Annotated in this window: 14 protein-coding genes; 12 read left to right on the plus strand and 2 right to left on the minus strand. The window is 64.5% G+C overall.

What is annotated here, in order from left to right; genetic code table 11:
• Positions 1-11 precede the first annotated feature (11 nt).
• Both DOM32_RS03505 and DOM32_RS03510 read right to left on the minus strand, forming a co-directional pair.
• A complete protein-coding gene (locus DOM32_RS03505) occupies positions 12-464 on the minus strand; it encodes a GNAT family N-acetyltransferase (RefSeq protein ID WP_110631291.1) in 453 nt (150 codons plus the stop codon).
• Positions 461-1660 (minus strand): hypothetical protein, encoded by a 1200-nt coding sequence (locus tag DOM32_RS03510; protein WP_244179788.1) that lies wholly within the window; start codon positions 1658-1660, stop codon positions 461-463. The genes DOM32_RS03505 and DOM32_RS03510 overlap by 4 nt, the downstream gene beginning before the upstream one ends.
• Before the next feature lie 170 nt (positions 1661-1830).
• Between DOM32_RS03510 and DOM32_RS03515 the strand changes: the two genes are divergently transcribed.
• The 12 genes from DOM32_RS03515 (at position 1831) to DOM32_RS18195 (ending at position 19832) form a co-directional block, all read left to right on the plus strand.
• Positions 1831-2598, plus strand: a complete 768-nt coding sequence (locus DOM32_RS03515) for an ATP-binding cassette domain-containing protein (protein ID WP_110631294.1) — start codon at positions 1831-1833, stop codon at positions 2596-2598.
• 169 nt (positions 2599-2767) lie between these two features.
• Positions 2768-4519 (plus strand): MFS transporter, encoded by a 1752-nt coding sequence (locus tag DOM32_RS03520; RefSeq protein WP_110631297.1) that lies wholly within the window; start codon positions 2768-2770, stop codon positions 4517-4519.
• Positions 4516-6543 (plus strand): RecQ family ATP-dependent DNA helicase, encoded by a 2028-nt coding sequence (locus tag DOM32_RS03525; RefSeq protein ID WP_110631300.1) that lies wholly within the window; start codon positions 4516-4518, stop codon positions 6541-6543. The genes DOM32_RS03520 and DOM32_RS03525 overlap by 4 nt, the downstream gene beginning before the upstream one ends.
• Before the next feature lie 125 nt (positions 6544-6668).
• Positions 6669-7739, plus strand: coding sequence for a GlxA family transcriptional regulator (locus DOM32_RS03530; protein WP_110631303.1), 1071 nt, complete (start codon positions 6669-6671; stop codon positions 7737-7739).
• Between the two features lie 319 nt (positions 7740-8058).
• On the plus strand, positions 8059-9309 hold the full coding sequence (locus DOM32_RS03535; RefSeq protein WP_110631306.1) for a sarcosine oxidase subunit beta family protein: 1251 nt from the start codon (positions 8059-8061) through the stop codon (positions 9307-9309).
• 190 nt (positions 9310-9499) lie between these two features.
• Positions 9500-9892 carry a sarcosine oxidase subunit delta gene (locus tag DOM32_RS03540; RefSeq protein ID WP_071232620.1) on the plus strand — a complete coding sequence of 131 codons (393 nt, stop codon included), beginning with the start codon at positions 9500-9502 and terminating at the stop codon, positions 9890-9892.
• Entirely contained in the window at positions 9889-12945 is a 3057-nt protein-coding gene (locus tag DOM32_RS03545; RefSeq protein ID WP_110631309.1) for a sarcosine oxidase subunit alpha family protein, read from the plus strand. The genes DOM32_RS03540 and DOM32_RS03545 overlap by 4 nt, the downstream gene beginning before the upstream one ends.
• Complete coding sequence (locus DOM32_RS03550) at positions 12938-13576, plus strand: sarcosine oxidase subunit gamma (RefSeq protein WP_110631313.1); 639 nt, start codon at positions 12938-12940, stop codon at positions 13574-13576. The genes DOM32_RS03545 and DOM32_RS03550 overlap by 8 nt, the downstream gene beginning before the upstream one ends.
• 68 nt (positions 13577-13644) lie before the next feature.
• The gene (purU, locus tag DOM32_RS03555; RefSeq protein ID WP_071232617.1) at positions 13645-14520 is read left to right on the plus strand and encodes a formyltetrahydrofolate deformylase; all 876 of its coding nucleotides are present in this window, start codon (positions 13645-13647) and stop codon (positions 14518-14520) included.
• Positions 14521-14647: 127 nt separating this feature from the next.
• Positions 14648-15907, plus strand: a complete 1260-nt coding sequence (locus DOM32_RS03560) for a putative DNA modification/repair radical SAM protein (RefSeq protein ID WP_110631316.1) — start codon at positions 14648-14650, stop codon at positions 15905-15907.
• Positions 15908-15949: 42 nt separating this feature from the next.
• The gene (locus tag DOM32_RS03565) at positions 15950-16894 is read left to right on the plus strand and encodes a TIGR03915 family putative DNA repair protein (RefSeq protein WP_110631319.1); all 945 of its coding nucleotides are present in this window, start codon (positions 15950-15952) and stop codon (positions 16892-16894) included.
• A 277-nt stretch (positions 16895-17171) separates the two neighbouring features.
• The gene (locus DOM32_RS18195; RefSeq protein ID WP_110631321.1) at positions 17172-19832 is read left to right on the plus strand and encodes a cellulose binding domain-containing protein; all 2661 of its coding nucleotides are present in this window, start codon (positions 17172-17174) and stop codon (positions 19830-19832) included.
• Positions 19833-19918: the final 86 nt, after the last annotated feature.

A 19918-nucleotide genomic window follows, 5' to 3' on the forward strand; every position in this document is an offset into this window, starting at 1 on the left:
GTCAACAGACCCTAGTTGCTTGGCTTGGGATACCACGCCATGCCGATGGCATGAGGCGCGGTTGGCTTGAAACCGAACTGGGCGTAGAGCCGGTGGGCCTCGCCGTCCGCCAGCAGGCTGACAAAAGCGTTTTCCGGCGCCTCGCGCAGGATATAGGCGCGAATTTCGCCCATGATCCGCTTGCCCAGGCCACGCCCCTGATGCGCCGGCTTCACGGCGATATCCACCACCTGATAGAAGCAGCCGCCGTCGCCGACGACGCGGCCCATGCCCACCGTCTCGTTTCCATATTCGCTCTCGTGAACGACCTGCACGGCAAACAGGCTGCTGGGCAAACCGCGCGCAGCGCCAGCGGCACTGCGCGGGTTCATGCCGGCTTCATCACGGAGCCTCATATAGGTATCAATCTCGGGCGGCTCGAAGATCAGGCGGTAAGCATTGTCATGATCGACGTCATCATTCATAACGTGGGATCCGTTCTGGAGTGGTTTTTCGGTTGAATGCCTGAGGCGCCATCGACCTGCAGCTGCCGTCTTTTCATCAGCCAGCGAGGCGTTCTCGACGTCGCTTTCAGCAACGGTACCAACAGCCACAACAGCGGCGCCAGCAACCAGCGATAGACGAACCGCGCGACGATCAACAGTGGCAACAGCACCACGACCCAGATCAGGAACTGCCCCAGCCAGAGCGGCCAGCCCATCCATTTCGCCAGATTGGCACCGAGCGCACTGACCAGGCTAGGGTGGCGCACCACCACGTAGGCCGTGCCAGTGATCGCCGCGACCTTGGCCGCCCGCGACAGGTTGACGAAGCGGCCGCCCCCGACCAGCACGCCACGCCCCGCCGCCCGCGCGCCCTGACCTTCGACAGCGGCTCCGGTACGTACCGCGCGGCCGGCCCGCAGCACCTTGATCGCACTGGTCATCACCAGCAGGTCAACGCCGGCCCAACCCATGTCGGCAACCCCTATGGGCTCGCCACGTCGCCACTGGCTCTCCAGATCGCGCAGGCCGCTGGTGAAGAAATCGCCGATATCGCTCACCACACGTTCACTCTGTAGCCACTGCACTTCTCCATCCGCACCGACGACGAACTGCCCGAGAAAACCGTGGCCCTCGGCCTCGAGAATGGCGATGGCAATCTGACCACGATGCGCTGGCGTCAACGTGGCCGGCGTTGCTTCGTTGTCGGCCGTCGTCGGATCCGCTTCGGGCGCCTTTTCGGCATCGTCTTGCCACCAGCGCGTCAGTTGTTCGCTTGCCGCCCGGTAGCGGGTGCCCAGCCAGTGCTGGGCGCGCAGCGTGGCGATATCGTGATCGCGGTAGTAACTCACCGGCAGCAGCGCATCGGCGCCGAAACGCACCAGCACGCGCTGGAACGCGGGATCGAGGCCGTAATCGCGCAGCGCTTCACGAGCCAGATCGCCGTGATTGCGGATCGCCAGCCAGGCAGCGGCCCAGAGCGCCGGCTCGTCGGCGTAGCTCAGAAAGAGCGCGTTGATCTCCGGCGACTCCTCGGCCAGCGCCGGCGCCAGCGACGGCAGTGCCCGCTGCGCTTCCAGGCGCACCATGCGAGGCTCGAACGGTTCGTGCGAGGCAACGGCGGTCAACACGCCCCCGGCGACGAGCGCGAACAGCACAATCGATAACCACACTTTCATGGGGTGGGGCTCCTTATCATGGGTTCGCGCTCCAGAGACAGGGATATTCGTCCGGCCAGGGACGCTGCCAATCGATAAACGACGACAAGTGTCTTTGATAAGCGTTCGTATTTGAATTAGGATTGCATTCCACCCTGTGACCCATCACTCGCTGCGAGGTTGCCCCGTCCATGTTCGAAGTCCAATCGGCGAGCTTCGAGATCGCGGGCAAGACGTTGCTCTCCCCTATCGATTTCACCTTCGGTGAAGGCCGGATCTACGGTCTGATCGGGCACAACGGTTCCGGCAAGTCGACGCTGCTCAAGCTGCTCGCGCAGCAGCAGCCGGTCAGTCACGGTAACATCCGGCTCGATGGCCGCCCGCTGTCGCAGTGGAAACCGCGAGAGTTCGCCCGCCAGGTCGCTTACCTGCCGCAGCATCTTCCCAGCGCCGAGAACCTCACCTGCCGCGAGCTGATCGGTTTCGGCCGCTACCCGTGGCATGGCCTGCTGGGGCGCCTCAATCGCCATGATCATCAGCAGATCGAGCGCGCCATCGCCCTGACCCATACCGAAGCCTTCGCCGACCGCCTGGTCGATACGCTCTCCGGCGGCGAGCGCCAGCGCGTGTGGCTGGCCATGCTGCTGGCCCAGGGTAGTCGCTATCTGCTGCTCGACGAGCCGCTGGCGGCGCTGGATATCGCCCATCAGGTCGAAGTGCTGGCGCTGGTGCGCAAGCTCTGTCGCGAACTGGGCCTCGGCGTGATCATCGTGCTCCATGACGTCAACATGGCCGCACGCTACTGCGATCATCTGGTCGCGCTGCACAGCGGCAGGCTCCTCGCCGAAGGCGAGCCCGCCAGCATGATGAACGATGTCAATCTCGAAGCCATCTACGGTATCCCCATGCGGGTGATGAATCACCCCGCCGATGCCTGCCCCATCGCGGTGCTGCAGTAGGCCATTTTCCCGGCCTCTTGTCTCGTGATCGGCGAGCGTCGTCTGCCGCCTCATGACGTATCGACATCTCCTCTGCCGGAGCGCCATGGCGCTGGACCCGCACGGCTGAACCAAGGATGCTAATCTTCAGGCTTTGCCTTCCGATTCGCCCCTTGTCTGCGAGCTCGTCATGCTGCAACCCGTTTCCCGCCAGAGCGATCTGACGCTAGAACCCGAACAGACGCCGCCACGCCCGGCGAATGTCAGTACTTTTGCCCCTCTGGGAGTCCCGGCGTTCCGGATGATCTGGATCGCCAACCTGTTCGCCAATCTCGGCGTGTGGGCGCAGTCGGTGGCGGCGGCGTGGGTGGTGACGTCGAACGACGGCGGCGCGGTGGCAGTGGCGATGATCCAGGTCGCGGCAGCGCTGCCGCTGGTGCTGATGTCGATCGTCACCGGGGTGATCGCCGACAACTACGATCGCCGCAAGGTGATGCTGCTCGGGCTGGGCATCGAAGTGCTCGGCGGGCTGTTCATCACGCTGATCTCCTTCATGAACCTGCTCTCCCCGACGCTGCTGATCGTCTCGATTCTGTGCGTTTCCATCGGCGGGGCGATTACCACCCCGGCGTGGCAGGCGGCGGTCAACGAACAGGTACCGCGCAACCTGGTCTCGAGCGCCGTGCTGCTCAACAGCGTCAACTACAACGCCGCCCGCGCCATCGGTCCGGCCATCGGCGGGCTGCTGCTGGCCGCGGTGGGGCCGGCGTGGATATTCCTGCTCAACGTGCTCTGCTTCTGCGGGCTGATCGCCGCGCTGTGGCGCTGGAAGCGTGCGGTGCTTCCCAAGTCTCTGCCCCCGGAACGCATCTGGGAAGGCGTCAAGGCGGCGCTGCATTTCGTGCAGTACTCCAGCGTCACGCGGCTGGTGATGATGCGCTCGTTCATCTTCGGCATCTCCGCCAGCGCACTCTGGGCGCTGCTGCCGCTGCTGGCCCATCAGCACCCCAGCGGCAGCGCCTCGCTCTACGGCTACATGCTCGGCGGCCTCGGCATCGGCGCGATCGCCGGCAGCACGCTGGTCAACCAGGCCCGCCAGCGAGTCGGCAGCAGCCGCTTGATCAGCTTCTCCGCGATGTTGCTGGGCCTGACGATGCTGGCGCTCGGCGGGCTCGATACGCTGTGGGTGCTGTTTCCGGCGCTCATCGTCGGCGGCAGCTGCTGGATCGCGGCCGTGGCTTCCTACAACTCCTCGGTGCAGATACTGGTGCCGGACTGGGTCAAGGCCCGCGCCCTGGCGCTGTATCAGACCGCGCTCTACGCCGGCCTGACGCTGGGTTCGCTGCTGTGGGGGCAACTGGCCGACGGCCTGGGCGTACAGATGGCGCTGATGCTGGCCGGCGCGCTGCTGATCGTCTCGGCGTTGCTGCTGCTCCCTTCCAGGCTGCCGGACCTGGACGCCAACGATCTGGTCGAGGCGCCGGAAGCGCACACCCACAGGCCGGACTTCGAGTTCAATCCGGCGCGGGGCTCGGTGATGGTGACGGTCGAATATCGCATCGACAGCGAACGTCTGCGCGAATTCGCCCGCGCCGTGCGGCCGCTGCGAAAGCTGCGGCTGCGCAACGGTGCCAAGCGCTGGTCGCTCTACCGTGACGTCGTCGACCGCGATCTGTGGCAGGAGGTGTTCCTCGTGCCCAACTGGCTGCAGCATCTGCGCATGCTGGACCGGCTGACGCTGGCGGACCGCGCCATCATCGACCGGGTCACGGCGCTGCACAGTGGCCCGGAGGCCCCGCGCCTGCGCCACGGCGTCAGCTATCGTTCCTCGCGGCACGATCAGCCGGCGTTGACGCCGAACCAGACCGAACCGTCCACCGACGAGTCGGCCGAGGACCATTCGCTGGATACGACCGCGCCGTGGCCCCAGGAGAGAACATGACTCAGGCGAACATCGAAAGCGCCCGCAAGACCCTGTTCGACGTATTCGGCTTCCCGGCGTTCCGCGGTGGCCAGGAAGCGGTCGTCGAGCGCGTCATCGCCGGCCGCTCGACGGCAGCGATCTTCGCCACCGGTGCCGGCAAGTCGCTCTGCTACCAGTTGCCGGCGCTCCACCTGCCCCATCTCACGCTGGTGGTGTCGCCGCTGCTGGCGCTGATGCAGGACCAGCTGGCGTTTCTCCAGCGCCACGGCGTGGCGGCCGCGAGCCTCGATTCGACCCAGGACCGCGACACTGCCCGCGACATCATGGACCGTGCCCGCCGCGGCGAGCTGAAGATCCTGATGGTCTCGGTGGAGCGGCTCAAGAACGAGCGCTTTCGCCATTTCCTGCGCCAGGTCGCGATCTCGCTGCTGGTGATCGACGAAGCGCACTGTATCTCCGAGTGGGGACACAACTTCCGCCCGGACTACCTGAAGCTGCCGGACTACCAGCGCGAGTTCGGCATCCCTCAGGCGCTGCTGCTGACCGCCACCGCGACGCCCGCCGTGATCGACGACATGCGCGCCAAGTTCGCCATCGCCTTGGATGACGTCGTCACCACCGGTTTCTATCGCGACAACCTCGAGCTGCTGGTGCAGCCGGTAGAGAGCGAGCGCCGGCTGCCGGCGCTGGTCGACTGGCTGGCGCCGCAACGCTCGTCACGACAGTCGCCAGGACATCAGCCGGCATCACAGGCGCCCACCATCGTCTACGTCACCCTGCAGCAGACCGCCGAGTCGGTCGCCGCGGCGCTGGCGAATCAGGGCTTCACGGTGCGCGCCTATCACGCCGGCCTAGACAGCGAGACGCGGGACGAGATCCAGCAGGGCTTCATGCGCGGCGAGATTCCCTGCATCGTCGCCACCATCGCCTTCGGCATGGGGATCGACAAGGGCAACATCCGCAACGTGATCCACTACGACCTGCCCAAGTCGATAGAGAACTACAGCCAGGAGATCGGCCGTGCCGGTCGCGACGGCGAGCCGTCACGCTGCCTGATGCTGGCCGGTCGCGACGGCCTGCGCGTGCTGGAGAACTTCGTCTACGGCGACACGCCGGAACGCGAGGGCATACGTCACGTGCTGGCCGAGATCGCCGAGGCCGGCCGCCAGCCGCAGCGTCAGTGGCCGGTGCTGCTCAATACGCTCTCCCGCGACAGCAACGTCCGCCTGCTGCCGCTGAAGACGTTGCTGGTGCGCCTCGAGATGCACGGCGTGATCGCGCCCCGCTTCGCCTATCTGGCCGAATACCGGCTGCGCTATCTGGAGGAGCCCGGCGACCTGATCGCACGCTTCCAGGGGGAACGGGCCGACTTCGTGCGCCTGCTGGTCGATAACATCGCCATCGCCAAGACCTGGGGCACGGTGGATTTCGAGCGTCTCTACAATGCCGGCGTTGCCGCGGGGATCGATACCTCACGCTCGCGCGTCATCACCGCGCTGGAGTACTTCCAGGACAAGGGCTGGGTGGTGCTGGAAGGCAAGCGCATGACCGATGTCTACGAGGTATGCCAGCCCGCGTTCGACATCGACGCCCTGACCGATCGTCTGCTGGCGGAAAGCCAGTTCCGCGAGCAGATCGAGATCGAACGTCTGCAGGCGATGCTGGCGCTGTTCGAATCGGATACCTGCCTGACCCGACGACTCGCCGCTTACTTCGGCGATGACCATTTTTCCCAGACGGCAACCCAGGGCTGCGGCCATTGTTCGGTCTGCCACGGCCACGTCGCTCGCCTGCCGAGCGCGGCGGCGCTGCCTGAATTGACCGATGCCGACTTCGAACGATACGCCCGGCCGCTGATCGAGCGGCATCGCGAGCAGATCGGCACGGTGCCGGGCGCGCAACGCATCGCGCACTTTCTGTGCGGGCTCGCCATGCCGGTCTTCACGCCGCTCAAGGCGCGGCAGCTGCCCGGCTTTGGCGTCTTCGAGCAGCGCCCCTATCCCGAGATCAAGGCGTGGGCCAATGCCTGCGCGAGACATTGATCGATGGTGAATGGCAACGAGGCCCATCGAGCACTGCTCCTGGGATTACGGAAGCGACGTATCAGCGTGCGTTATGACAAACTGGTTTGATGCCTCGGCCTCGACCATGCCCTGAGACTTACGATATGGCTCCAGATTTCTCCTCTCCAGACGAGCCGCTTTCGGTCGGGTTCGTGCTGCTGCAGCGCTTCACCATCCTGCCGTTCTCGGCCTTCGTCGATTGCCTGCGGCTGTCCGCCGACGACGGCGACCGCAGTCAGCAGATCCGTTGTCGCTGGCAGTTCATGAGCAGTGGCGGGCAGGACGTCGTTTCCAGCAGCGGCGCCACGATCACCGGCTGCGGACCGCTGACGGCCCCCGAGCGCTTCGATTACATCGTGGTCATCGGCGGCGTGCTCGGCGCGGCCGAAGAGGAGGATCAGCAGGCGCTGGATTATCTGCGCCTGGCCGCACAATGCGACGTTCCTCTCGTCGGTGTCTGTACCGGGGTCTTCTCCCTGATCAAGGCAGGGTTGATGGATGGTCGTCGATGCTGCATCAGCTGGTATCACCATGCCGATCTCGTGCAACGCTACCCGGATATCGAGCCGGTGGCCGACCAGCTCTTCCTGGATGACGGCAATCGATTGACCTGTGCCGGCGGCGTGGCCTCCGCCGACCTGGCCGCGTACCTGGTGGAGCGACACCTGGGGCGGCTATGGGCGAAGAAGAGCCTGCATATCATGCTGATCGACGAGCCGCGGCCCGGGCAACATCCCCAGCCGCAGCCCGTGGTCTTCAGCCGGGTTTCCGATCCGCTGGTGCGCCGGGCCATCTCGATCTTCGAGCAGCATCTGGGCGAGGTCGTCACGATCGAGCGGCTGGCGAAGCGCCTGCATACTTCGCGGCGCAACATCGAGCGCCATTTCCGGGAACAGTTCGGGGTCGGGCCGCAGAAATTCGCCCGCGACCTACGTCTGCATTACGGATGCTGGATGCTGAACTACACCAAGCACAGCATCACGGATATCGGCGAGCGCTGCGGCTTTGCCGACACGGCCCACTTCTCGCGTCACTTTCGCGAGGTGTTCGGCATTCCTCCTTCGGAGGTCAGGCGGCTTTCCGAGGATCAGCGCGCCAGGCTCGTGGACCCGTTCTTTCTCCATGTCGGCCAGACCTCCCGAGCGCTCGAGATCGCCACGCCTGCTCAGCGCTGAAGGCGCCTATCCGCTCGCGCTCCGCGTCGGCACCGCCCCGTTCGACCCAGCCCGACTGTCGGAAACGTTAGCGTCGTCAATATCGTTCTCGGGATAGGCCCTGCCTCTCCCGGCTGGCCAGAAGCGCACGGCTGCCAGGCCACAGCGCGGTTTTACGCTCGAACCTGGCTTCCCCTCCATTCAATTATCCTGTCGCAAACGTTCAAGCGCCTTTCGATCTGCCTGGCGGATCATGAGCGCAAGCTTCCAACGATCTGATTTCAACGGTTTCCAACGCTGCGGCGAGCCTGCCCGGGCGGCGCCCCTCCAGGAGAAAAGCATGCAACGCTATTCCGGATTCGGTCTGGTCAAGCACGCGCTGAACCATCACGAAAACTGGCAGCGCCAGTGGCGCAACCCCACGCCGAAGAAGCAGTACGACATCGTCATCGTCGGCGGTGGCGGCCACGGCCTGGCTACCGCCTACTATCTGGCCAAGGTCCACAACATCACCAATGTCGCGGTGATCGAGAAAGGCTGGCTGGGTGGCGGCAACACCGCCCGCAACACCACGATCGTGCGCTCCAACTACCTGTGGGACGAAGCGGCCGCGCTGTTCGAACACTCCATGAAGCTGTGGGAAGGACTCTCCCAGGACATCAACTACAACGTGATGTTCTCGCAGCGGGGCGTGCTCAACCTTGGCCACACGCTGCAGGACATGCGCGACATCCAGCGTCGCGTCAACGCCAACCGCCTGAACGGGATCGATGGCGAAGTCCTCGATGCCAAGGGGGTCCAGGAGATCGTGCCGATCCTCGACTGCTCGAGCCGGGCCCGCTATCCGGTCCTCGGCGCTTCCTGGCAGCCGCGCGGCGGCGTGGCCCGTCACGATGCCGTGGCCTGGGGCTACGCGCGGGCGGCGGACGCACTCGGCGTGGACTTGCTGCAGAACACCGAAGTCACCGGTTTCAAGATCCGTGATGGCCGCGTCTATGGCGTTCACACCAATCGCGGCGACATCGAAGCGAAGACGGTGGGCTGCGTCGCCGCCGGGAACTCCGGCGTGCTCGCCAAAATGGCTGGCTTCAAGCTCCCGCTCGAGTCGCACCCGTTGCAGGCGCTGGTCTCCGAGCCGCTGAAGCCGGTGCTGGATACGGTGGTCATGTCCAACCACGTGCATGGCTACATCAGCCAGTCGGACAAGGGCGATCTGGTCATTGGCGCCGGCATCGACGGCTACGTGGGTTATGGCCAGCGCGGCAGCTACCCGACCGTCGAGCATACCCTGCAGGCGATCGTCGAGATGTTCCCGATCTTCTCCCGCGTGCGCATGAACCGCCAATGGGGCGGCATCGTCGACACCTGCCCCGACGCCAGTCCGATCCTCTCGGCCACGCCGGTCAAGGGCATGTTCTTCAACTGCGGCTGGGGCACCGGTGGCTTCAAGGCTACGCCGGGCTCCGGCCATGTCTTCGCGGCGACGCTGGCCAAGGGCGAAGCGCATCCGCTGGCCGCACCGTTCTCGATCGACCGCTTCCACACCGGCGCCCTGGTGGACGAACACGGCGCCGCTGGCGTCGCCCACTAAGGAAGCGCTGAATAAATCGGCGAGCAGGATGAAGTGGGCGGCATTCCGTCGCAAGGCGCACGGAGCGCAGCAACCGGAGCCTATGGGGTATAGGTGAGGATTCCGACCGGGCTGGCGCTCCAGCACCGCGTAACGCAGCGATTCGCCTGCGCAGACATTTATGCAGTGTTTCCCTAAGGAGGACTCTTGCATGTTCCATATTTACTGCCCTTACTGCGAAGAGCATCGCGAAGAGGAAGAGTTCCATCCGCGTGGCCAGGCCCACCTGCAGCGCCCCGCCGATCCGGAGAACTGTTCCGATAAGGAATGGGGCGACTACCTGTTCTTCCGCGACAACCCCCGCGGCATTCACCACGAGCTGTGGGTGCATTCCGTCGGCTGCCGCAAGTTCTTCAACATCACGCGGCATACCGCGAACTACGAGATCCTCGAAACCTACAAGATGGGCGAGCGCCCTTCGATCACTGCCGAAACGCTGGCCGCCGACGAGCGCCAGTCCGGCGTTCAGGCCGCGTCCGGCGGCTGGCAGACGGTCGGCGCGCGCCCCGAAGACGAAGCGTTGAACACGGAGGCACGGGCATGACGCAGATCCATCGATCCAACCGCGGCGGTCGTATCGATCGCTCCCGCGAACTCTCCTTCACGTTCAACGGCAAGCGCTACACGGGCTACGCCGGCGATACCCTGGCCTCCGCCCTGCTGGCCAACGGCGTGGATATCGTCAACCGCAGCTTCAAGTATTCACGGCCGCGCGGCATCGTCGCCGCGGGCCCGGAAGAACCCAATGCCGTCGTGCAGCTGGGCGCCAGCGAAGCGGCTCAGGTACCCAACGTCCGCGCCACCCAGCAGGCGCTCTACGAAGGGCTGGTGGCGCGCAGCACCAACGGCTGGCCGAACGTGCAGCGCGACATGATGGGGATGATCGGCAAGCTGGGCGGCAGCTTCATGCCGCCGGGGTTCTACTACAAGACCTTCATGGCGCCGGCCTCGATGTGGATGACCTACGAGAAGTACATCCGCAAGGGCGCCGGTCTGGGGCGTAGCCCGCTCGAGTCCGATCCGGACATCTACGACCACATCAACCAGCATTGCGACGTGCTGATCATCGGCGGCGGTGCCGCCGGTCTGGCAGCGGCCCGCATCGCTGCCGACAGCGGCGCCCGCGTCATGCTCTGCGACGAACAGGAGGAGCTGGGAGGTTCGCTGCTGGATAGCCGCGAGACGCTTGACGGCCTGCCGGCGCCGGAATGGGTATCGCAAGTGGTCACCGAGCTGGCGGGAAGAGAGAACGTCGAGCTGCTGCCACGAACGACCGCCAACGGCTATCACGACCACAACTTCGTCACGCTCCACGAGCGTCGCACCGAACATCTCCGGGATACCGCGCCCGCCGTGAACCGGCGTCCGCAGGCGCGCTCCCGCCTGCATCGCGTACGTGCCCGGCACGTCATTCTGGCAACGGGCACCCACGAGCGCCCGCTGGTCTACGGCAACAACGATGTTCCCGGCAACCTGGTTGCCGGCGCGGTCTCCACCTATATCCGCCGTTTCGGCGTGGTGCCGGGCCACAAGCTGGTGCTGTCGGTCAGCAACGATCACGCCTATCGTACGGCGCTGGACTGGCACGAGTCCGGCCGTGAAGTGGTGGCGATCGTCGATGCCCGCGCCACTTCTCAGGGTGAACTGGCTGAACAGGCCCGCGCCCTGGGGATCCGGATCATCAACCAGAGCGCCGTCATCGAAGCCAAGGGCAGCGATCGCGTCACGGCGGCTCGCATCGCCAGGGTCGATCTGGATGCGTTCTGCGTTCTCGGTCACGAAGAGACGTTGAGCTGCGACACCATCGCCAGCTCCGGCGGCTACAGCCCCGTCATCCATCTCTCCTCCCATACCGGGACCCGGCCCGTATGGCGTGACGACGTGCTGGGCTTCGTGCCCGGCGACGTCAAGGGCATGACATCGGTGGGTGGCGTTCACGGTGTCTTCGCCCTGAAGGCGGTGCTCGAGCACGCCACCGAAGGGACTCGCCGCGCGCTGGAGGCCATCGGGTTCGACGGTGCCTCGTCCGCACCCAGGCTGCCTGACGTCGCCGAACGGCGCGAGGCCCCGGCCTGCGCGCTCTTCCAGGTGCCACACGTGAAGTCGGCCATGCGAGCCCCCAAGCAGTTCGTCGATCTCCAGAACGACGTCACTGCCGCGGGTATCGAGCTGGCCACGCGCGAAGGGTTCGAATCGATCGAGCACGTCAAGCGCTACACCGCGCTGGGCTTCGGCACCGATCAGGGGAAACTCGGCAACATCAACGGCATGGCGATTGCCGCCCGTTGCCTGAAACGTTCGATCCCGGAAGTCGGCACCACCGTCTTCCGACCCAATTACACGCCGGTGACCTTCGGCGCCATCGTCGGCCGCCACTGCCGGGATCTGTTCGACCCTGAGCGCTACACCGCCCTGCACGCCTGGCATGTCGAGCATGGCGCGGAATTCGAGGATGTCGGCCAGTGGAAGCGCCCTTGGTACTTTCCACAAGTACGCGCCGGAGCCGTCAGCGGCGAACGCGAGAGCATGGCAGAAGCGGTGGCCCGCGAGTGTCTGGCGGTGCGCGAGAAAGTCGGCATCCTCGATGCTTCTACGCTCGGCAAGATCGATATCCAGGGGCCGGATGCGCGGGAATTCCTGGGCCGGGTGTACACCAACAAGTGGGCCAAGCTGGCACCTGGCCGCGTGCGTTATGGCCTGATGTGCAAAGACGACGGCATGTTGATGGACGACGGCACCACCAGCTGCCTGGCCGAGAATCACTTCCTGATGACCACCACCACCGGTGGCGCCGCCGGCGTGATGGAGTGGCTGGAGCTGTGGCATCAGACCGAATGGCCGGAGCTCGAGGTCTACTTCACCTCGGTGACCGACCACTGGGCGACCATGACAGTCACCGGGCCACAAGCGCGCAAGCTGATGTCGGAGGTGACCGACATCGATCTGTCCCCGGATCAGTTCAAGTTCATGGACTGGCGCGAGGGCAACGTTGCCGGCATTCCGGCTCGCGTATTCCGGATCTCCTTCACCGGCGAACTGGCCTACGAGATCAACGTCCAGGCCAACTATGCGATGCCGGTCTGGAAGGCCCTGTTCGAGAAAGGCGACAAGTACGGGCTGACCCCCTACGGCACCGAGACCATGCACGTGCTGCGCGCCGAGAAAGGCCTGATCATCGTCGGCCAGGACACCGACGGTTCGGTCACGCCCGAGGATCTGGGCATGCAGTGGGCGGTGGGCTACGACAAGCCGTTCTCCTGGATCGGCAAACGCGCGTTGACCCGCCCTGACACGGCGCGAACCGACCGCAAGCAGTTCGTGGGGCTCAAGCCCAGGGATCCCAAGGTCGTGCTGGAGGAAGGCGCGCAGATCGTCTTCGATCCCGAGCAGAGCATTCCGATGACGATGGTCGGCCACGTCACCTCCAGCTACTACAGCCCCAACCTCGGTCACGGGTTTGCCCTCGCCGTCATCAAGGGCGGCCGCGATCGCCTGGGGCAGACGGTCTATCTGCCGATGAAGGATGGCGTCGTGCACGAAGCGGAAATCGTCAGCCCGGTCTTTATCGATCCCAAAGGAGAACGTCAGAATGTCTGAGATTCGTGAATTCGACTGCCGGCCGAACGATCAGACCGGTGCAGAGTCGCCCCTCGCCTGGTCGTTTCAGCGCGGTCCGGCGCCCGCCGCGGACGCACAGGCCGGGGTGACGCTTCGGGAATCCGCCTTCATGGGCCATCTGATCCTGCGGGGCGGCGCCATCGTCCTGGATGAGGCCGTGCGCGAGGTGCTGGGCATCAACCTGCCGGCGCGGCCCAACACCCTGGCCGTGGATGCCAAGGGCGAGCGTTCGATCCAGTGGCTATCGCCGGACGAGTGGCTGATTCTGGTTCCCGGCGGCGAAGAGTTCGTGCTGGAGAAGGCGCTTCGCCATGCCCTGGGGCAAGCACACTTCAGCCTCGTCAATGTCAGTGGCGGTCAGACCGTCATCACCTTGCGCGGCCCCAAGGCACGCGAGACGTTGAAGAAGTCGACGCCCTACGACGTTCACCCGTCGGCGTTCCCGGTCGGCAAGGGCGTTACCACGATCTTTGCCAAGACCTCCCTTATCTTGCGCCAACCCCAGGCGGACTGCTGGGAGCTCATCGTGCGCCGCAGTTTTGCCGACTACGTCTACCGATGGCTCCTCGATGCCGCCGCGGAGTTCGGTGTGACGGTCGAGCGTCGATGAGACAGAAGGCCGATGTGCAATCGGCCTTCCTATACCCAGGAGCCCCGTCAGTGGAGAACAATAAAGCGATGAACAACAAATCGACGAACAACAACTGGATCCTCACCGCCCAGTGCCCTAGCCGCCTGGGCACCATCGATGTCGTGACGCGCTTTCTCAAAGAGTCACGCTGCTATGTCAATGAAATCAGCTCGTTCAACGACGCGCCAGCCGAACGTTTCTTCATCCGCGTGGCCTTCCAGCCGGACAGGACGCTGACGTTCGACAAGGACCGCTTTGCGGAATCCTTTGCGGCGAGAGCGCAGGAGTTCGACATGACGTTCGAGCTCAGCTCCAGTGCCGAGCGAATGAAGACCGTCATCCTCGTTTCCAAGGCGGATCACTGCCTCAACGATCTGCTCTATCGCTATCGGACCGGCCAACTGGCGCTCGACGTCAAGGCCATCGTGTCCAACCACCCGGACCTGGAACCGCTCGCCAGGTGGCACAACATTCCGTACCACTACCTGCCGGTCACCCCCGAGACCAAGACAACACAGGAAGCGCAGATTCGAGCGGTGATCGATGACATGGACGCTGACCTGATCGTTCTCGCCCGATACATGCAGGTGCTTTCACCGCAGCTCTGTGACGCCCTGAATGGGCGCGCCATCAATATCCATCACTCGCTTCTCCCCGGCTTCAAAGGCGCCCGGCCCTATCACCAGGCGTATGAAAAAGGGGTAAAGCTGGTCGGCGCCACGGCGCACTATATCAATAACGATCTCGACGAAGGCCCGATCATCGCCCAGGGTGTCGAATCGGTGGATCACGCCTACTTTCCGGAAGATCTAGTCAACAAGGGCCGGGACATCGAGTGTCTTACGCTGGCTCGCGCGATTCAGTACCACACCGAAAGACGCGTTTTCCTCCATGCCCAAAAGACCGTCATTCTAAGCAAGTGACAGCACTCGTCATGGAGGATGACTGAAAGACGCTTGGTACCTCTGAATCCGACAGACCTTGCCCCTGTGCCACAACTCGAATACTGTACACAAATACAGTATTCGAGACGGATCACAGGGTCGCCGCATGGAACTGATCGACAAGCTTTCCATCCTCGCCGATGCCGCCAAGTATGACGCTTCCTGCGCCAGCAGCGGCGCACCCAAGCGCTCGTCACGGGGCAAGGCGGGGCTCGGGTCGTCATCCGGCATGGGGATCTGTCACAGTTTTACCCCGGACGGGCGCTGCGTCTCGCTGCTCAAGGTGCTGCTGACCAACTTCTGCCTGTTCGATTGCCAGTACTGTGTCAATCGACGCTCGAGCAACGTGCCGCGGGCGCGCTTCACGCCGGAAGAAGTCGTCCGATTGACGCTATCGTTCTACCGCCGCAACACCATCAGCGGGCTTTTCCTGAGCTCCGGCATCATTCGCTCCAGCGACTACACCATGGAGCAGCTGATTCGCGTGGCCAGGCTGCTGCGCGAAACGCACCAGTTTCGCGGCTATATCCATCTCAAGGCGATTCCGGAAGCGGATCCCAGACTGCTCGAGGAGGCCGGACGCTACGCCGACCGGCTAAGCGCGAACATCGAGCTGCCGACGCTGACCAGCCTGAAGACGCTGGCCCCGGAAAAGGAGCTCGGCACCATCCACGCCGCGATGGGCCACATTCGCCAGGGAATCGACGCCACCAACGACGACATCGCGCGAGATGCCAGGCACCTGCCGCGCAGCGCCAATCCGAAGCGCATGGCGCCGCGCTACGCGCCCGGCGGCCAGAGCACGCAGATGATCGTCGGCGCGGATGCCACCGACGACCGCACGATCCTCCAGTCCGCCCAGCATCTCTACCGGGATTTCCGTCTCAAGCGCGTCTATTACTCGGCGTTCAGTCCGATTCCCGAACGCCCTGCCGGGCTGCCCCAGGCTGCGCCGCCGCTGCTGCGGGAGCATCGGCTGTATCAGGCCGACTTTCTGATCCGCAGCTACGGCTTTCAGGCCGAGGAGCTGCTGAACGCACCGGGCAATCTGGATCTGGAGATCGATCCCAAACTGGCCTGGGCGCTGGCCCATCGCAATGACTTCCCGGTGGATCTCAACCGAGCCGAACCGGCCATGATCGCCCGCGTTCCCGGCATCGGTTTGCGCAGCGTACAGCGGCTGGTCGACCTGCGACGGTTGCGGCGCATTCGCTATCAGGACCTGGTGGCGCTGCGCTGCCGGCTGGACACCCTGCGGCCCTTCGTGGTGACGCAGGACTACCGCCCCACCGATGCCGATCGAGACAGCACCCGGCTGCGACAGCACCTGACCGCGCCGCAGCCGGCCCAGATGGCGTTGTGGTAGCACCGAATAGAATATTGGAGATAGCACGAAGGGGATCTCGTCATGCACGGTGTCTCAACGCCCCCGGCGTCATGCGTTGCCTGGGCCGACGATTTCGATGAATGGCGGCAGCAGGCGCGCCAGTTGCTCCAGGCTGGCATCCCGCCGTCCCGCGTGACCTGGCACGATGGCGAGGCGCGCCACGATGACCTGTTCGCGTCACCGACGATATCCGAGCGACCGCCAAGCCCGGAGGGCGCTTCGACACCGATAAGCATCGGTCGCGACCAGTTGACGCTGCTTCGCAACGCTGCCCGCTATCGCCCCCGCGGGAGCGAACAGCCACGCTGGCCGTTGCTGTATCGGGTTGTGTGGCGAATGGTTCAGGGCGATGCGACGGCGATGCATGCCGCCGATGATGATGGCCGCGTGCTGCACCAGCGCTGGCATGCGATCAAGCGGGAAGCGCATCACATGCACGCCTTCCTGCGGTTTCATCGTCGCGACGATGCGCACGGTGAACGCTATGTCGCCTGGTTCGAGCCCGCGCATGAGATCCTCGATCTAGGCGCGGAGCACTTTGCCGATCGCATGGGCGGCTCGCGCTGGATCATCGCCACGCCGGGAGGTGGCGTCAGCTGGGATGGCACGACCCTCGACTACCGCGCCCCCTGCCCCGAAAACTGGACCCGCGAAGCACGGGCGGCCGCCAATCGTCCCAATGCCGACGAAGAACATGCTCTCTGGCGGACCTATTTCGTCAGCACGTTCAACCCGGCGCGTCTCAACCACAAGGTGATGACCCAGCACATGCCACAGCGCTTCTGGCGTCATCTCAGCGAAGGCGACCTGATCCCGACGATGGAAGCGAAGGCGCGCCACGGCGGCCAGCGCCTGGCGCAGGAGACGAGCGTGGGTCAGCGCCAGGGGAAGGCGCTGAATGTAAAGCTGCCCGCCGACGCCACCAGCCTTCCCAGCCGTCAACGAGATGACGCGCCAACCGATTGATAGGGCGAAATGCCATCTCAATTAGCGCTTTCTTATTCAATCCATTTCTCGAACTTGCTGCATATTGGCGGCGTTTCGCAGATCGATAGCGACCCGCTGGGCGCTGTTTCCTGTCGCCATCCTGCCATGGGATAGCGGCGGGCCAGCGGTGAGCGTTCGCTCGCCTCGAAACGATGACCGCAGCCATGGAGGCTCGGTCCCACCCTCCGCAACGATGGATGTTACGGCTACGTCATCGCAGGACGCATCGACACGACACTCGTCATGAGATGCCTACATGAATGCCTCCTTCTTGATCGATTACCGCCTGTCCAGCGAATGGAACGGGGGTTTTACGCTCGAAGTCTATCTGACCTACCAGGGTTGGGAACCGCTCGATGGCTACCAGCTCGATTTCGGCCTCGCTGCCGAGCTGAATACGCTCTGGGGCGCCGACCGCTACGAGACGACGGATACCGGTTACCGGATCGAGGACAGCGGGCAGTTCGCTCCCGGCGAGACGGTACGCATCAAGCTCAAGGCACTGGGCGACGACACGGTGATGCCCCTCGCCCCCACGATAAATGGCGTGGCTGCCTCGCTGACCGAAGGCGCCCGGCTGCTGACCGAAGCGCATACGCCATCCGATCTGCTGGGTGACGACTATTCGTTCGTCGACAAGGCCATCACGGTGGATGACGGCATCGACGCCGCCACGCTCAACACGCTCATCGCCGCCGCGCCGGAAGGCGCCACGATCCATCTCGCGGCCGGACGCTACCTGCTCGACGAATCGCTTGTCATCGAACGCTCCGATGTCACCCTGGCGGGCGCCGGTTCCGACGACACCACCCTGGTATTTACCCGCCAGGCACTGGAAAGCGATACGAAAAATGCCATCCGCATCAGCGGAGACGAGGGCGAGACCGTTGCCAGACTCGCCAGTGACGTTCAGCAGGGCGATACCCGACTCACGCTGAGCGAAGGACACGGCCTCGCGGTCGGCGACACGATCCGGTTGGCCCAATCGAACGACGTCGCGTTCCTCGACGCCATCGGCGACAGCGAATGGCGGGAGATGGATTCACCGCTGCGCACCAGCATGGCCCGGATCGTGGCAGTCGACGGCAACGAGATCGTGCTGGATCGCGGCGTACATTTCGACCTCGACGCAGGGGTGACGGAAATCGACAGGATCGAACCGCTGACGGACGTTCGGCTCGAAGGGCTGACCGTGGCATTTACCCTGGGCGAGGCCGACAGCAGCAACTTCAGCAATACGCTGCCGGCGCTATCCCGCTATCACGCGGTGGAGTTCAACGCCACGGTGGGCGCGGCAATGAAAGATGTCGCTGTCGTCGATGGCCCTTCGGTCGCGTTCGAATTCAGCCGCTCGCTGGATCTCGATGTGCAGGAGATCACGGCCAGCGGCAGCTTCAACAAGGGAAGTGACGGCAACGGCTACGCCTACGAGCTGCGGGAGAGCTACGACGGCCAGTTCAGCGGCCTGGAGGACAGCGGCATGCGCCACGGCGTGCTGTTCGCCTCCTGGTACTCCTCGGTCGGCAACGAGATACGCGTCACCTCGACCGACCGCGACATCAACTTCCACGGCGGCCGCGATCACGGCAACCGCGTCCACGTCGAACAGTCGATTCGCGATGCCGGCAACGACAAGATGTCGACGACGGTCTGGATCAACGAAGGCGAGACCTTCGGCGCGCCGACGGACGCGGATGCCAACCTCGTCACCTTCGACTACGTCATCGGTTCGCGCCGCGACGATACCATCCACGCCAGCGACGACGGCGCCTACCTCGATGGCGCGCTGGGCAACGACACTCTGATCGGCGGCAGCGGCGACGACATTCTCGGCGGCGGTGGCGGATGGGGGAGCAACCGCCTCGAGGGCGGCGCGGGAGACGACACCGCGCTCTTCACCGGCGAACTGTCGGACTACGACATCGAGCGCCTCGCCAGCGGCGAATGGTACGTCGCCGGTAACGGAACGCGAGACACGCTCGCCGATATCGAACGCGCCCTGTTCGCCGACGGGCAGCTGCTGGATCTGGCGACCGGCGCGGTCAGCCAGGTCGATGCAAGGGCCGATGTCGCTCCCGAGGCGTACTGGGCCAGCCGGGAGAGCCTCGATATCACGGATACCGCGGATACCAGCTCTCTTCATGCCTCGTTCGACGTCGTCAGCCGCTGGTCCAGCGGGTACGTCATGGGTGTCACGATCACCAACGACGGCGACGCGGCCGTGGAGGTCGATAATGTTGCGCTGAATCTGGCGAGCGATGTGCATGCGTTCTATGGCGCCAGCCTCGCCTCGCGGCAGGGCGACGACTACCGGGTCGACGTCACCAGCCGGTCGCTCGAAGCCGGCGAGTCCATGCGCTTCTCGTTCAAGGCCTACGCGGATACCAGCGACATCCCGCGGGAGATCCTTCTGAATGGAGCCTCGGTCACGATCGACGAGGGTTCGCTACCGGATGGCAGCCGTCTCGCCAGCGCCCTCGTCGATGCCGATCACACCATCACGGCTTCCGGTAACGAAACGCTGACCGGCGGCAGCGGCAACGACACCCTGATCGGCAATGCCGGAGACAACGTGCTGATGGGCAGCCTGGGCACCGACCGGCTCGAGGGCGGCGGTGGCCAGGATCGGTTCGTGTGGCAGGCAGCGATGGAATCGACGCCGCTGTCGATCGATGAAATCGTCGATTTCGGCGACGACGATCTGATCGACCTCTCCTCGCTGGACGCCGACATCACCCAGGCGGGCCGTCAGGCATTCCAGTGGCTCGGGGCGGAAAGCTTTACCGGCGACGCCGGCCAGCTTCGCTATGCCGACGACCAGTTGCAGGGTGACATCAACGGCGATGGCCTCTCCGATCTGGTCATCGGTGTGCAGAACCTGAACCCGATGGATGGCGGATTCCTGATTCTGAGCTGAGCTGAGCGCTCCTTCCTCTTCTCCCATTTTCCCCTTCTCCCCCCTTCCCACCTGATGACGCCGGCGCTGCATTCCCGTAATGCAGC

The sequence above is a fragment of the Salinicola salarius genome, assembly GCF_003206135.1.
GTDB lineage: Bacteria > Pseudomonadota > Gammaproteobacteria > Pseudomonadales > Halomonadaceae > Salinicola > Salinicola salarius.

What these genes read in the sequence shown, in the direction of transcription:
- DOM32_RS03510 (WP_244179788.1), bottom strand. Translation starts at nt 1,660, where the DNA reads ATGAAAGTGTGGTTATCGATTGTGCTGTTCGCGCTCGTCGCCGGGGGC.
- DOM32_RS03520 (WP_110631297.1), top strand. Translation starts at nt 2,768, where the DNA reads ATGCTGCAACCCGTTTCCCGCCAGAGCGATCTGACGCTAGAACCCGAA.
- DOM32_RS03545 (WP_110631309.1), top strand. Translation starts at nt 9,889, where the DNA reads ATGACGCAGATCCATCGATCCAACCGCGGCGGTCGTATCGATCGCTCC.
- DOM32_RS03535 (WP_110631306.1), top strand. Translation starts at nt 8,059, where the DNA reads ATGCAACGCTATTCCGGATTCGGTCTGGTCAAGCACGCGCTGAACCAT.
- DOM32_RS03505 (WP_110631291.1), bottom strand. Translation starts at nt 464, where the DNA reads ATGAATGATGACGTCGATCATGACAATGCTTACCGCCTGATCTTCGAG.
- DOM32_RS03550 (WP_110631313.1), top strand. Translation starts at nt 12,938, where the DNA reads ATGTCTGAGATTCGTGAATTCGACTGCCGGCCGAACGATCAGACCGGT.
- DOM32_RS03565 (WP_110631319.1), top strand. Translation starts at nt 15,950, where the DNA reads ATGCACGGTGTCTCAACGCCCCCGGCGTCATGCGTTGCCTGGGCCGAC.
- DOM32_RS03530 (WP_110631303.1), top strand. Translation starts at nt 6,669, where the DNA reads ATGGCTCCAGATTTCTCCTCTCCAGACGAGCCGCTTTCGGTCGGGTTC.
- DOM32_RS03515 (WP_110631294.1), top strand. Translation starts at nt 1,831, where the DNA reads ATGTTCGAAGTCCAATCGGCGAGCTTCGAGATCGCGGGCAAGACGTTG.
- purU (WP_071232617.1), top strand. Translation starts at nt 13,645, where the DNA reads ATGAACAACAAATCGACGAACAACAACTGGATCCTCACCGCCCAGTGC.
- DOM32_RS03525 (WP_110631300.1), top strand. Translation starts at nt 4,516, where the DNA reads ATGACTCAGGCGAACATCGAAAGCGCCCGCAAGACCCTGTTCGACGTA.
- DOM32_RS03560 (WP_110631316.1), top strand. Translation starts at nt 14,648, where the DNA reads ATGGAACTGATCGACAAGCTTTCCATCCTCGCCGATGCCGCCAAGTAT.
- DOM32_RS18195 (WP_110631321.1), top strand. Translation starts at nt 17,172, where the DNA reads ATGAATGCCTCCTTCTTGATCGATTACCGCCTGTCCAGCGAATGGAAC.
- DOM32_RS03540 (WP_071232620.1), top strand. Translation starts at nt 9,500, where the DNA reads ATGTTCCATATTTACTGCCCTTACTGCGAAGAGCATCGCGAAGAGGAA.